The sequence below is a fragment of the Acetoanaerobium noterae genome, assembly GCF_900168025.1.
Lineage (GTDB): Bacteria > Bacillota > Clostridia > Peptostreptococcales > Filifactoraceae > Acetoanaerobium > Acetoanaerobium noterae.
Map to the genome: position 1 here is coordinate 26,654 of NZ_FUYN01000005.1, position 14,634 is coordinate 41,287.

14 protein-coding genes and 1 riboswitch are annotated in these 14,634 nt (G+C 32.3%); all 14 genes read left to right on the plus strand.

Annotation, left to right across the window (positions count from 1 at the left end; translation table 11 throughout):
- Positions 1–10: 10 nt before the first annotated feature.
- A complete protein-coding gene (gene mreD / locus B5X47_RS09805; RefSeq protein WP_159446454.1) occupies positions 11–499 on the plus strand; it encodes a rod shape-determining protein MreD in 489 nt (162 codons plus the stop codon).
- A gap of 5 nt (positions 500–504) precedes the next feature.
- Entirely contained in the window at positions 505–3,291 is a 2,787-nt protein-coding gene (locus B5X47_RS09810) for a penicillin-binding transpeptidase domain-containing protein (RefSeq protein WP_242951040.1), read from the plus strand.
- Positions 3,292–3,360: 69 nt separating this feature from the next.
- A complete protein-coding gene (gene minC, locus B5X47_RS09815) occupies positions 3,361–4,002 on the plus strand; it encodes a septum site-determining protein MinC (RefSeq protein WP_079589986.1) in 642 nt (213 codons plus the stop codon).
- Between the two features lie 28 nt (positions 4,003–4,030).
- Positions 4,031–4,825 carry a septum site-determining protein MinD gene (minD, locus tag B5X47_RS09820; RefSeq protein ID WP_079589987.1) on the plus strand — a complete coding sequence of 265 codons (795 nt, stop codon included), beginning with the start codon at positions 4,031–4,033 and terminating at the stop codon, positions 4,823–4,825.
- A 15-nt stretch (positions 4,826–4,840) separates the two neighbouring features.
- Positions 4,841–5,113: a cell division topological specificity factor MinE gene (gene minE, locus B5X47_RS09825; protein ID WP_013361601.1), complete on the plus strand. Its 273-nt coding sequence runs from the start codon at positions 4,841–4,843 to the stop codon at positions 5,111–5,113.
- Between the two features lie 25 nt (positions 5,114–5,138).
- Entirely contained in the window at positions 5,139–6,245 is a 1,107-nt protein-coding gene (gene rodA, locus B5X47_RS09830; RefSeq protein ID WP_079589988.1) for a rod shape-determining protein RodA, read from the plus strand.
- A 16-nt stretch (positions 6,246–6,261) separates the two neighbouring features.
- On the plus strand, positions 6,262–6,654 hold the full coding sequence (mgsA, locus tag B5X47_RS09835; RefSeq protein ID WP_041487139.1) for a methylglyoxal synthase: 393 nt from the start codon (positions 6,262–6,264) through the stop codon (positions 6,652–6,654).
- A 76-nt stretch (positions 6,655–6,730) separates the two neighbouring features.
- Positions 6,731–6,905: riboswitch (Lysine riboswitch) on the plus strand.
- A 62-nt stretch (positions 6,906–6,967) separates the two neighbouring features.
- Positions 6,968–7,348 (plus strand): 3-aminobutyryl-CoA ammonia lyase, encoded by a 381-nt coding sequence (gene kal / locus B5X47_RS09840; protein ID WP_079589989.1) that lies wholly within the window; start codon positions 6,968–6,970, stop codon positions 7,346–7,348.
- 8 nt (positions 7,349–7,356) lie between these two features.
- On the plus strand, positions 7,357–8,178 hold the full coding sequence (kce, locus tag B5X47_RS09845) for a 3-keto-5-aminohexanoate cleavage enzyme (RefSeq protein ID WP_079589990.1): 822 nt from the start codon (positions 7,357–7,359) through the stop codon (positions 8,176–8,178).
- A gap of 80 nt (positions 8,179–8,258) precedes the next feature.
- Entirely contained in the window at positions 8,259–9,293 is a 1,035-nt protein-coding gene (gene kdd, locus B5X47_RS09850; protein WP_013361596.1) for an L-erythro-3,5-diaminohexanoate dehydrogenase, read from the plus strand.
- A gap of 60 nt (positions 9,294–9,353) precedes the next feature.
- Positions 9,354–10,598 (plus strand): lysine 2,3-aminomutase, encoded by a 1,245-nt coding sequence (gene kamA / locus B5X47_RS09855; protein ID WP_013361595.1) that lies wholly within the window; start codon positions 9,354–9,356, stop codon positions 10,596–10,598.
- 3 nt (positions 10,599–10,601) lie between these two features.
- Entirely contained in the window at positions 10,602–11,624 is a 1,023-nt protein-coding gene (gene kamB / locus B5X47_RS09860) for a lysine 5,6-aminomutase reactivase subunit KamB (protein ID WP_079589991.1), read from the plus strand.
- Positions 11,617–13,077, plus strand: coding sequence for a lysine 5,6-aminomutase reactivase ATPase KamC (gene kamC, locus B5X47_RS09865; protein ID WP_159446455.1), 1,461 nt, complete (start codon positions 11,617–11,619; stop codon positions 13,075–13,077). Before kamB ends, kamC begins: the two co-directional genes overlap by 8 nt.
- 5 nt (positions 13,078–13,082) lie before the next feature.
- Positions 13,083–14,633 carry a lysine 5,6-aminomutase subunit alpha gene (kamD, locus tag B5X47_RS09870; RefSeq protein WP_041487138.1) on the plus strand — a complete coding sequence of 517 codons (1,551 nt, stop codon included), beginning with the start codon at positions 13,083–13,085 and terminating at the stop codon, positions 14,631–14,633.
- Position 14,634: the final 1 nt, after the last annotated feature.

The following is a 14,634-nucleotide window of genomic DNA, read 5'->3' on the forward strand; positions in this document are numbered from 1 at the left end:
AGGTATAATTGTGAAGAATATTTTATACTTTGTAATTGGTTTATTATTAATAGTTTTTTCGAATACTATTTTAAATGATATAGATTTAATGTTTTTTTCTTTTAGACCAAATCTTATATTAATCTACTTGGTGTTTATTTCTATATACATAGGATCAGAAAAGGCATCAATAATTGGATTAGCCTTAGGCTTGATTATTGATATAAGCGTTGGTAAGTACTTTGGTTACTATGGGCTACTATTCATTGCTGTAGGCTATTTGTATGGAAGTTTAAAAGAAAAAGTCTTTAAAGAGAATATTTTTACAGTTATACTTCTAGTAATAATTGCAACAATTATAGATAATTTGTTGATTTCAACAATTATTGGATTTAGAGGTATAGAGTTAGGAATATTTTTATTAAGAATAGTAGAAGCTGTATTTATAAATGGGATAATCTCAGCTTTTTTATTTTATCCATTAAATATTGTACTCAATAAGGTTGAAGAACAGTGGTGAACAAGATGAAGTTAGATACTAATAATAGATTTCAGATAATGTATGCATTTATATGCATAGTTTTTGTTGGATTATTTGTAAGAATGTCCTATATGACAATAATTCAAGGTGACGATTTTTATTCTGTTGCTGAAAACAAAGTTTATAAAAAAATCGAATCTCAAGCGCCTAGAGGTGAAATCAAAGATAGAAATGGCAAGCTTTTAGCTGGAAATAGACCGAGCTTTACAGTTTTGATTTCTCAGAATGAATTAGTAAAAGAAAAGATAAATGATACAGCTTTGAAATTAATGGAAATTCTTAGAAATAATAACGAAGCAGTTAGTGATGAGTTCCCTATAAAAAATAATGGAGCAGAATTATTTTTTGCTTTTGATGAAAAAATAAGCCAGTGGAAAGAAAAGAACAACATTGAGCTTAGCAAGGATGCAAAAGACAGTTTTTATACTGTCGTTCAAAATGCAAAAGATCAAGGCTTAATTGAAGCCACAGAGGAAGAGCCTGCAGTTGATTTGCAAAAAAAACTAAATAACGCAGGATTTTATCCACCAATTTCAGTTAGTAGATGGGAGTTTACAGAGGAGATTAGAAAGCAGGAGTGGTTAGCAAAATATAAAATTAAGGATAAAAATATAGATGCAAGTGCAGCTTATAAATTAATTAAAGAATATTATGAGATACCAGACAATCTAAATGATACAAAAGTGAGGGATATCTTAGTAATAAGAGATATGCTCAAATCAAAAGGATATTTCCAATATGAACCAGTGCAAATAGCTGTCGATGTATCTGAAAAAACGGTATCTACAATTGAAGAGCTTTCTATTGATATACCTGGGGTAACTGTTCAAATCAATCCTATAAGATATTATCCAAATGGAAGTCTTGCTTCGCACATACTAGGTCAAATTGGAAGGATTTCAACTCAAGAAGAAATAGCTAAATACGTAAATGAAAAAAAATACAATAGCTCAGATATAATAGGGAAAACAGGAATAGAAAAAAAATATGAGGAAATTCTAAAGGGAAAAAATGGTTATAGAAGAGTTCAAGTAGATGCTTTTGGGAGACTTATTAACAGCATAGATTATGAAACTCCTTTATCTGGAGATACAGTTTATTTAACCATAGATTCAGATTTGCAAAAAGTTGCAGAGGAATCACTTAAAAAAACTCTGGAATTAATTCAAACTGGAGGAACTTATGAAAGTGAATGGGGAAATGTAAGGTTAAGAAAGAATAATAAAATTTATAATAAAGCTGCATCTGGAGCGGTTGTGGCTTTAGATGTAAAATCTGGAGAAGTTCTAGCTATGGCTAGCTATCCAGATTATGATCCAAATATTTTTACTACTGGAGTTTCAGCAAGCGACATGGATAATTTAATGCCAGAAAATTTGAATGATCCTTTGTCACCAAAGCCATTATATAACATTGCTACAATGACTTCAGTCCAACCTGGCTCAACTTTTAAAATGATAACTGGACTAGCAGCGCTTGAAAGTGGACTTGATCCAAACTACAAAATTAAAGATGAAGGCTTTATAGAGATGGGTGGAAGAAGATTCGGTTGCTGGTTTTGGAATGATTATGGTGGGAAACATGGTGAAGAAGATTTAGTCGCTGCACTAAGAGACTCATGTAATTATTATTTCTATAGCATAAGTGTAGGTTACGATTATGCAAAAGAAAAACCTCTGCCTGTTGAGATGAATTCTGGAAAAATTCTTGATATGGCTAAACTATTTGGGCTTGATGATTTTACTGGTATTCAAATTGAAGAGGTTTCTGGTAAGGTTCCAGATCCTAAGCAAAAGCTAGAGGAAACGAGAAAGGCTTTATACTATTCTATTAATGCAAAGATGAGAAATTACTTTACAGATATTACCAGCTCTAGTCCATTATATGAAGAAAGAATAAACAAAATTGTTTCATGGATGGATGAAAACCCATCTAGAACAGAACTTATAAATAGAATGAAAGAGCTAAAGGTAAAGGAAGATTTAGCAGTTGAAATTGCTGAATACGTTAAATACAGCTATTACAATCAAGGGACCTGGAAAACTGGAGATACTTTTAACCTATCTATTGGACAGGGAGCCCATGCTTATACACCTCTTCAAATTGCGAATTATATTTCAGCCATTGCAAACAATGGATACTTAAATAGAGTAACTGTAGTTGATAGAATAGAGAAATATGATAAATCAGATATTGCTAAAATTGCGAGAAAATCTGAAGAAATACCTGTAAACAAAGATAATCTAGAGTATTTAAGAAGAGGGATGATCGATGTTACAGATGAAGGAACTGCAAAGGAAATCTTTCAGAACTTCCCAATAAAAGTTGCAGCAAAAACAGGTACAGCACAAAAAAGTGGTAAAATCCCAGCTATTGACGAAGAAGAGTATTTACTATCACATATGAGAGACTATAGAGTAGATAAGACTCAAGCAGTTAATTTAGCAAACAAACTCAAATCGGAATCAACAGAAAATCTTGCATCACATAGATATCTTAGAAGAGCGATATTGGAATTAAATCCCAGTCTATCAGATGAAGATATAAATAGGTTTAAAGACAACTATGACAATTTTGCGTGGTTTGTATCGTATGCTCCGCATGACAATCCTGAAATAGCTGTAGTTTCCCTGATATTTCAAGGAGGCAGTGGTGGCTATGCAGGTCCGGTAGCAAGAGAAATAATTGCTCAGTATTTTGGAATAAATAATCAAAATGAGGACATTACGACTTCAGAGCAAGAGCAAGTTGATGAGAATAGTACAAATTAACTAAACAATTGATAAAGTTTATAAAGAATAATTTTATAATATAGTATATAATATTTGGAGGACTAGTTGATGAAATCTTTAAAAGATACAATAGAATTTAAAGGTACTAAGGATGGATTCATTATAGTTATAAATAATGAAGCTGACTATGAAGAAGCTAGAAAAAATTTAATTGATAAAATTAATTCTAATTTATTTTTTTTCAAAGGCTCACAATTTTGTGATATTTATGCTACAAATTTAAACGAAAAAGAAAAGCTAGACTTAATCAATTTTTTAAAGGAAAAATATAATATTAATTTTTCAAAAAAAGAAAAACCCATCATCAACAAGCTCTCTTCAGACACTATGTATTATAATACAAATGGAGAAAAGCCTACAAAATTTATAAAAAATACCATTAGATCTGGAGCTTTTGTAGAATATGAAGGGAATATAGTGGTTTTAGGGGATGTAAACCCAGGAGCGCAATTAATCGCAGATGGGAATATAGTTGTAATGGGAGTACTTAGAGGGATAGCTCATGCTGGAAGTAAAGGCGATGAATCAGCTTTTGTTTCTGCTATAAAACTTAATCCTATACAACTTAGAATATCTTCAGTAATTGCAATATCTCCAGATGACGATACATATTCTTCAAATAGCTTGCCTCAGATTGCATTTGTACATGATGGACATATAGTTATCGAAAATTACCCTACAAAAATATAAAGATGATTTATTAGAGGAGGCACAAAGTATGTCTAAAGTTATTGTAATAACTTCAGGAAAAGGAGGAGTTGGAAAGACAACTTCTACAGCAAATTTAGGTACAGCTTTAAGTCTAGAAGGCAAAAGAACGATAGTGATTGATGCAGATATTGGACTTAGAAATTTAGATGTAGTTATGGGACTTGAAAATAGAATAGTTTATGATTTAGTTGATATTGTCGAAGAAAGATGCAAATATAAACAAGCAATGATAAAAGATAAAAGGTTTGAAAATTTATATTTAATTCCTGCAGCTCAAACAAGAGACAAGGACTCTGTAAGTCCTGAGCAGATGAAAAAACTATGTGATACTTTAAGAGAAGAATTTGATTTCATACTGATTGATTGCCCAGCAGGTATAGAAAATGGATTTAAAAATGCTATTGCAGGTGCTGATGAGGCTATAGTAGTTACAACTCCTGAAGTCTCAGCTGTTAGAGATGCGGATAGAATAATTGGGCTTTTAGAAGCAAGTGAAATACATAATCCTAAACTTATAATTAATAGATTAAAAATTGATATGGTTCAAAGAGGAGATATGATGAATATCGATGATATTCTAGATATTTTGGCCATAGATTTGATTGGCGTAGTTCCTGATGATGAAAATATAGTTATTTCTACAAACAGAGGGGAACCTGCTGTTACAAATCAAAAATCATTAGCGGGGCAAGCATATAGAAATATTTCAAAAAGAATCCAAGGTGAAGAAATACCTTTTATTGACTTAAATTTAAACGAAGGCTTTATGTCAAAATTAAAAAAACTTATTGGACTAAAATAGTGAGGAGGTGCTATCATGCTTGATATCTTTAAGATTTTTTCAAACGACAAAAATTCTAGCAAAAATGTTGCTAAAGAAAGATTAAAGCTTGTCCTGATTCATGATAAGGGAAATTATTCTCCAACTGTTTTAGAAGCATTAAAAGGAGATATTTTACTTGCAATTGAAAAATATATGGAAGTGGATGAGGAGCATATCGAAGTTAAGATGATAAAAACTAAGAGCCAAGATAACTCTGAAATGGTTCCGGCCCTTGTTGCAAACATACCTATCAAAAGAATGAAGTAGTTAAGCTATTGAATGGAGCATTAATATGGATTTAAAAAAATATAAAGATTTTGACTTTATATTGTTTATAATTGTTTTTTTTCTTTTTAGCATTGGTTTAATTTTAATTTCCAGTGCAACTGGTGTTAATGAAGGTGGAAGCTACAAGAGATTAATAATTCAAAGCGCATCATATATTTTGGGCATATTCTTTATAATATTTTTTATGTTTTTCGATTATAATGATTTTAAAAATTATGAAAAGCAATTGTATATTTTAGGAATAGGACTACTTCTTCTTGTATATGTTCCAGGATTAGGAAAAGCACAATTTGGAGCTAGATCTTGGATTGATTTAAAAATAATAGATTTTCAGCCTATTGAACTTGTAAAACTAACTTTTATTTTAGGCTATGCAAAATATCTAGAAGAAAGAAAAGATATGCTACATGATTTAAAAGAAATATTTTTAGCTGTTTTGTATCCTTTTCCTATTATTATTCTCGTTATGATGCAACCAGACCTTGGAGGGGCAATTGTTTTTTCTTTTATAATATTTGGAATGCTATATATATCAGGATTGAATTTGAAAGTAGTTTTATATGCAATATTGGGCGCACTTGTATGTTCTCCAATTATATATAATTACATTCTTAGACCTCATCAAAGGACAAGAATTGATGCTTTTTTAAATCCAGGAGACCCATCCTTTGAAGGGAATTTTCAGGTTATTCAATCGATGATCGCAATCGGTTCAGGAAAAATATTTGGAAAAGGACTATTTAATGGAACTCAAAATCAATATGGATTTTTACCTGTAACAGACAGTGATTTTATTTTTGCTGTTTTAGGTGAAGAATTTGGTTTGATAGGGATGTCAGTTGTTCTAATATTATATTTTGTTTTTTTTAAAAGGCTTTATGCCCTTGCAACTTCTGCTAAAGATTTTTATGGTACTCTTATCATAGTCGGTATTACTTCTATGTTTTTATATCAATTTGTTCAAAATGTAGGAATGACTATGGGAGTAATGCCAGTAACAGGAGTAACTCTACCGTTTGTAAGCTATGGAGGAAGCTCTATGCTTACAAGCATGATGGCTCTTGCTCTTGTATTTAATGTATCTGTCAAACGAAGGAAAATTAATTTCTAAATTAGGAGTGTATATTATGAACGTAGCATTAATTGCACATGACCATAAAAAAGATATTTTAATTAATTTTGTTCTTGCGTATTCAGAAATATTTAAAAAACATAATTTATTTGCGACAGGAACAACAGGACGATTAATAGAAAAAATGACAGGGTTAAGTGTTCATAAGTTTCTATCAGGTCCTCTAGGTGGAGATCAGCAAATAGGTGCTAAAATTGCTGAGAACAATATGGATTTGATTATTTTTTTAAGAGACCCTCTTACAGCACAGCCACATGAACCTGATGTACAAGCTCTACTTAGATTATGTGATGTTCACGCAATACCACTTGCTACAAACCTTGCTTCTGCTGAATTATTCATAAATGGTTTAAAAAGAGGAGACTTAAATTACAGAGAAATTGATTAATATTTAAATTTTTTAAATTTTCCTTTATTGACAATTATATAACTAAGGATTATAATCAAAATGAAAATTATAAAAATTCGTAAATAGAGGTGCAACAAGAAGGTAATACAATTATGCTAAGAGTAAGAACACTCGATGAATTGTACTAATGTCTTTGTTGCCGAAGAGACTTATTCGTTCTTGGATATTTCTTTGGTGGTAATGTTCAGCACTTACCATTGCCATGTTAATCATGGAGCGCTATTTACGTCATGCATGTCATGACGTAAATAGCGCTTTTTTAGTTTTATTTATTTTTAAGGAGGCAATCAAAATGAAATCTGTACTTAAAATTAGAATGAGTGCTCATGACGCTCATTATGGCGGTGGTCTTGTAGATGGGGCTAGAATGCTTCAACTATTCGGAGACGTGGCAACGGAACTACTTATAATGAATGATGGAGACGAAGGACTTTTTAAAGCTTATGACATGGTTGAGTTTATGGCTCCAGTTTTTGCTGGCGACTACATAGAAGTTGAAGGAAGCATCACAGAGCAAGGTAATACATCAAGAAAAATGGTTTTTGAAGCAAGAAAAGTGATTGTTCCAAGAACAGATATAAATGATTCGGCATGCGATGTACTTGAAACCCCGATTGTAGTATGTCGTGCTAGTGGTACTTGTGTAGTTCCTAAGGATAAACAAAGAAAGTAGGGATAAGAATGGAAAAGTTAATTATAACAGCTGCAATTTGTGGAGCAGAGGTTACAAAAGAACACAACCCAAATGTTCCTTATACAGTGGAGGAAATAGTAAGAGAAGCAAAATCAGCTTATGATGCTGGGGCAAGCGTTATCCACCTTCATGTAAGAGAGGACGATGGTACTCCAACTCAATCAAAAGAAAGATTTAAAATGTGTATTGATGCGATAAAAGAAGCCTGTCCAGATGCAATAATTCAACCTTCAACTGGTGGAGCTGTAGGAATGACAGATGAAGAAAGACTTCAACCAGTATTTCTTAAACCAGAGATGGCATCATTAGACTGCGGAACATGTAACTTTGGCGGAGATGAAATCTTTGTAAACACAGAGAATATGATTATAAATTTCTCGAAATATATGATTGAAAATGGTGTAAAACCAGAATGTGAAGTTTTCGATAAGAGCATGATTGATATGGCAATTAGGTTAGCTAAAAAAGGTCATATCCAAACTCCAATGCACTTTAATTTCGTTATGGGTGTAAATGGAGGAATAAGTGCAACACCAAGAGATTTAGTATTTTTAATTGGAAGCATTCCAAGTGAATCATCATTTACGGTATCAGCAATGGGAAGAAATCAATTCCCAATGGCAGCGATGGCCATTATTACAGGAGGCCATGTAAGAGTTGGATTTGAAGACAACGTTTACATAGAAAAAGGTGTTCCAGCTAAAAGCAACGGTGAGTTAGTTGAAAAAGTCGTAAGATTAGCTAAAGAATTTGGAAGACCAGTAGCTACTCCAGCAGAGGCAAGAGAAATACTAGGTATTTCTAAATAATTTTAAATATAAGTAAAAAAGCATTTAAATAACATAGTTAATAATAAAATTAATTTATATAAAAATTGGAGGGATTTGTAATGAAAGGCTGTAAATATGGAACTCATCGTGTAATTGAACCAAAAGGATCACTACCACAACCTGCACTTAAAATTTCTAATGATATGAACATCTTCAGTAATGAGATACTAATAGATGTACAAGCATTGAATGTTGACTCAGCAAGCTTTACTCAAATTGAAGAAGAAGCTGGTCATGATACAAAGAAAATTGCTGCAAAAATCTTAGAAATTGTTGGAGAAAGAGGTAAAATGCAAAATCCTGTTACTGGTTCAGGAGGAATGCTGATTGGAACTATTGAAAAAATCGGTGAAGATCTAGAAGGCAAAATTGATTTAAAAGTAGGAGATAAAATAGCTACATTAGTATCACTTTCACTAACTCCACTTCAAATAGACGAAATAATCGATATTAAGCCAGACATAGATAGAGTAGAAATTAAAGGTAAAGCTATATTATTTGAAAGCGGTATATATGCAAAGCTACCAACTGACATGAGCGAAACTTTAGCTCTTGCAGCACTAGATGTAGCTGGAGCACCTGCTCAAACAGCAAAGCTTGTTAAACCTGGAGATTCAGTTCTAATTCTTGGGGCAGCTGGTAAATCTGGAATGATGTGCTGCTATGAAGCTAAGAAAAGAGTAGGCCCAACAGGAAGAGTAGTTGGTCTTGTAAGAAATGAAAAAAGTAAAGCAAAACTATTGGAAATGGGTATAGTTGATGATGTAATAATAGCAAGTGCTCAGCTTCCAGTTGAAGTTTTAGAAACAAGCTTAGCAGCAAATAACGGGAACGAATATGATATATCAATCAACTGCGTAAACGTAGAAAATACAGAAATGTCTTCAATACTTCCAATCAGAAATGGCGGAACAGTATACTTCTTCTCAATGGCAACAAGCTTTACAAAAGCAGCTTTAGGTGCTGAGGGAGTTGGAAAAGACGTTGATATGATAATTGGAAATGGATACACAAAAGGACATGCTGAGATAACTCTTCAAATACTTAGAGAATCAGAAATAGTTAGAACTACATTTGAAAAGATGTATCTATAATTTACCGAGGTATTAATTTATTATTTATTATTTATTGTTTATTAATAAGGAGGTCTTGCTATGAGTTTAAAGGATAAGTTTTTTTCACACGTTAGCCAAGAAGATTGGAACGATTGGAAATGGCAAGTAAGAAATCGTATTGAAACTGTTGAAGAACTTAAAAAATATATTCCACTTACTCCAGAAGAAGAGGAAGGGGTAAAAAGATGTCTTGATACATTAAGAATGGCTATTACTCCATACTATCTATCTCTAATTGATGTAGAAAATCCAAATGACCCTGTAAGAAAGCAAGCTGTACCTCTTTCTTTAGAGCTACATAGAGCAGCTTCTGATCAAGAAGACCCACTTCATGAAGATGGAGATTCTCCAGTTCCAGGACTTACACATAGATATCCTGACAGAGTTCTTCTTTTAATGACTGATCAATGTTCAATGTACTGCAGACACTGTACTAGAAGAAGATTCGCTGGTCAAACAGATTCTGCTGTTGATACTAAGCAAATAGATGCTGCGATTGAATATATCAAAAATACTCCACAAGTAAGAGATGTTCTACTTTCAGGAGGAGATGCTCTATTAATCTCAGATGAAAAGCTTGAGTACACAATCAAAAGACTTCGCGAAATACCACACGTTGAGGTTATTCGTATAGGCTCAAGAGTACCAGTTGTAATGCCACAAAGAATTACACCAGAACTAGTGTCTATGCTTAAAAAGTATCATCCAGTATGGTTAAATACACACTTCAACCATCCTAATGAAATTACTGAAGAGTCTAAAAGAGCATGTGAGTTACTTGCTGATGCAGGTATTCCTCTTGGGAATCAAAGTGTGCTTCTTGCAGGTGTAAATGATTGCATGCACGTTATGAAAAAACTAGTAAATGATTTAGTTAAAATAAGAGTAAGACCTTACTATATTTATCAATGTGACCTTTCAGTTGGAATTGAGCACTTTAGAACTCCAGTTGCAAAGGGAATAGAAATAATTGAAGGCTTAAGAGGACATACTTCAGGATACTGCGTTCCTACATTTGTTGTGGATGCACCTGGTGGAGGAGGAAAAACTCCAGTTATGCCAAACTATGTTATTTCACAAAATCACAATAAAGTTATTTTACGTAACTTTGAAGGTGTAATTACAACTTACGATGAGCCTGATCATTATACTTTCCACTGTGACTGCGATGTATGTACAGGAAAAACAAATGTTCATAAGGTTGGAGTAGCTGGACTTCTTAATGGAGAGACAGCAACACTTGAACCAGAGGGTTTGGAAAGAAAACAAAGAGGACATCACTAAAAAATGTCAAAAGTAATAAGTAACTCTCGCTCAACAGCAATAATTGGAATGGATAAAAACGTGGGCAAGACTACTGTATTAAATTATATTCTTAGTAAGACTAAGGGCAGTGATGTCCTTGGTCTTACTTCTATTGGAAGAGATGGAGAATCTGTAGATAGAGTTACTCACACGCCTAAGCCTAAGATATATGTAAAAAAGGACACTATACTTGCGACAGCTAAGATATGTATGTTTCAGTCTGATATTACTAAAGAAATTCTTGAATCTACAGGTATAAATACTCCAATGGGAAATATTGTTTTTATTCGTTCTAAAAGTGATGGATATATAGATTTAGCAGGACCATCTACTACTTCACAAATGAAAGAAATCGTAAGTAAGCTAAAAGAATACAAAGCAGATCAAATTTATGTCGATGGAGCTATTTCTAGAATGACTCAATGTTCACCTGCAATAGTTGATTCTGCTGTACTTTGTACTGGAGCTGTACTTGGAAATAATATTAAAACTGTAGTGGAAAAAACTGCTCATGTTGTAAAAATGCTCAGCTTACCAAGACATGAATTAAGTGATGATTTAGGAAAATTAGAATTATTACCAAGTCACAGGGCAGTAATTATAGCTAATGACCAGTCCAAAGTATTCCTTGAAGCGCAGACATCTACTGAGGTTGCTGAAAAAATAGATAGCTTTCTTGATGATAAAGTTGAAACAATATATATTAAAGGAGTACTATCTGAAGATCTTTCTAAAAAGCTACTTTCAAAAAAACATAAAAATAAGGCCATAGACGTTGTTGTAGAGGATGGTACTAAAATTTTTATAGGAGTAGATGTTTATAATCAGATGAAGAGGCACTCAATCAATATATATGTTCAGTACCATATAAATTTAAAAGAATTATATTATAATCCCACATCTCCTACTGGAGCTAGTTTGGATGATGAAGATTTAAGAAAAGCATTGCAAGAAAGTACGGGACTTAATGCAATTAATGTATTTGGGAGAGATAGTTATGTATAAGCTGAAAAAAGAAGAAATAAGAGATATAGGCTTGAATTTTGTCTTTTCTCAAATGAAAATACTAACTCCTATGGGTAGAAATAGAATTAAAAATCTTGAAATATTTGGAAAAGATAACAAGGAAAAACTATTAGTTGAATTTAGTAATATATCGTATTGTTTAGATAATATAATAAATCGTAAAGAAGTTTACACACAGTTTGCTTCAATTTTAAGCAAAATTAAAGATATTTCTGGAACTATAACCAATTTAAAAAAACAACGAACTTTAGACATTGTTGAACTTTATGAAGTTAAATTATTTTCTTACTATGTAAATTCTTTAATTAAAGCCGTCCATACCAATAATATTTCAATTCAAAATTTTGAACTTGAAAGCCTTAATGATGTATATGCTCTTTTAGATCCTGAAGGTATGAAATTGCCAACATTTATGATTTATGACGATTATTGTGAAAATTTAAGTAAAATTAGAAAAGATAAAAAAAGACTTGAGCAGGAAATCAGAAATGAAACAAATAGTGACTTAATTGAAAAAACCTTATCTAAACGACGAGATTTAGTTTATCAAGAAGAGATACGAGAGCAAGAAATAAGAAAAGAGCTTACAAAGAAGCTAGGACACTTTGCTTATATTATAGAAAAAAATATTAATTTAGTTACCTATTTAGATTTGCTTATCGCAAAAGCAAAGCTTGCTAAGGATTATAAGTGTAACTGTCCTAAAATAACGGATACATATGAAATTCATTTGGATAATATGAATAATCCGTATTTTAATAGTATTTTAAAGGAAAAAGGAAGTAGCTATGTTCCTGTTGGTTTAAAGCTTCAAGAAGGAGCGACTGTGATAACTGGAGCAAACATGGGAGGTAAGTCTTTAACACTTAAAACCTTGCTTCTAAATGTTACTTTAGCTCAACTAGGTTTTTTTGTTTTTGCGGATTATGTAAGTCTTCCGGTACTTGACTATATTTATATGATAATGGATGATTTGCAGTCTGTTAATAGAGGCTTAAGTAGTTTTGGTGCTGAAATTAAAGCTTTAGATGAAGCTATAGATTTGTCCCTTAGCGGGAGAGGTCTTATTGTCATGGATGAGCTTGCAAGAGGAACAAATCCACAAGAAGGAAAAGCTATTGTCAATGCAGTAGTGAGATTTTTAAATGATAAAGATACATTTTCCGTGATTAGTACTCACTATGACAGTATTGATTTAAAAGATGTGGTTCAGTATAGAGTACGAGGATTAAAAAATATAGATTTTGATAAGTTATCAGTTAGTAGCATTAGTGAATCATCAAGTAATCATGAGCTACTTCAGCAACTTATGGATTATACTCTAGAAAAATGTGAAGATGAAGCAGTTCCCAAAGATGCTTTAAACATCTGTAAATTTTTGGGTCTTAATCAGGAACTTTATTCTATTATAAAAAAGTATTATGAGGAGTGATATCTGTGGAAAGTAAATTAAATTTGGATTTTAATCTTGTAGAAAAAGCAAGAGCAAAGGCAAAAGCAATTGCAATTGATACACAGGAGTTTATTGAAAAACATACTACAGTTACAGTTGAACGAGCAGTTTGCCGTTTGCTTGGAATAGATGGAGTGGATACTGATGAGGTACCACTTCCTAATATAGTAGTAGATCATATAAAAGAAAACAATGGATTAAATCTTGGGGCAGCAATGTATATAGCAAATGCTGTACTAAATACTGGAAAGACACCTCAAGAAATAGCACAAGCAATATCAGCTGGAGAACTTGATTTAACAAAACTTCCAATGAAGGATTTATTTGAAGTTAAAACTAAAGCTCTTTCTATGGCAAAAGAAACTGTTGAGAAAATAAAAAATAACAGAAGTATAAGAGAATCACGTTTTGAAGAATATGGAGATAAATCAGGACCATTATTATATGTAATTGTTGCAACTGGTAATATATATGAAGATATAACTCAAGCTGTTGCTGCTGCAAAGCAAGGAGCTGATGTTATAGCAGTTATAAGAACTACTGGACAATCTCTGCTTGATTATGTTCCTTATGGAGCAACAACAGAAGGCTTTGGCGGGACTTATGCAACTCAAGAAAACTTTAGACTAATGAGAGAGGCTCTTGATAAGGTTGGAGCTGAGGTTGGAAAATACATTAGACTTTGTAATTACTGTTCTGGTTTATGTATGCCTGAAATTGCTGCTATGGGAGCAATTGAAAGACTAGACGTAATGCTTAATGATGCATTATATGGCATATTATTTAGAGATATTAATATGCAAAGAACTATGATAGACCAAAATTTCTCAAGAATTATAAACGGATTTGCAGGAGTAATAATCAATACGGGAGAAGATAACTACTTAACAACAGCAGATGCTTTTGAAGAAGCTCATACAGTACTAGCTTCTCAGTTTATTAATGAGCAATTTGCTTTACTAGCTGGGCTTCCAGAAGAACAAATGGGACTTGGGCATGCTTTTGAAATGGATCCTGAACTAAAAAATGGATTCCTTTACGAATTATCTCAAGCTCAAATGGCAAGAGAAATTTTCCCAAAAGCTCCTTTAAAATATATGCCTCCTACAAAATTTATGACAGGAAATATATTTAAAGGACATATTCAAGATGCCTTATTTAATATGGTAACAATAATGACTAACCAGAGAATTCATCTTCTTGGAATGCTTACAGAGGCTCTTCATACACCATTTATGTCAGATAGAGCTCTTTCAATTGAAAATGCTCAATATATATTCAATAATATGGAATCTATATCTGAAGAAATTCAGTTTAAAGAAGATGGATTAATACAAAAAAGAGCTGGATTTGTTTTAGAAAAAGCAAATGAACTGCTAGAGGAAATAGAGCAACTTGGCTTGTTTGATACATTAGAAAAAGGTATTTTTGGTGGAGTTAAGAGACCTAAAGACGGTGGAAAAGGTTTAAATGGGGTAGTTAGCAAGGATGAGAATTATTACAACCCATTTGTAGAATTGATGCTTAATAAGTAAT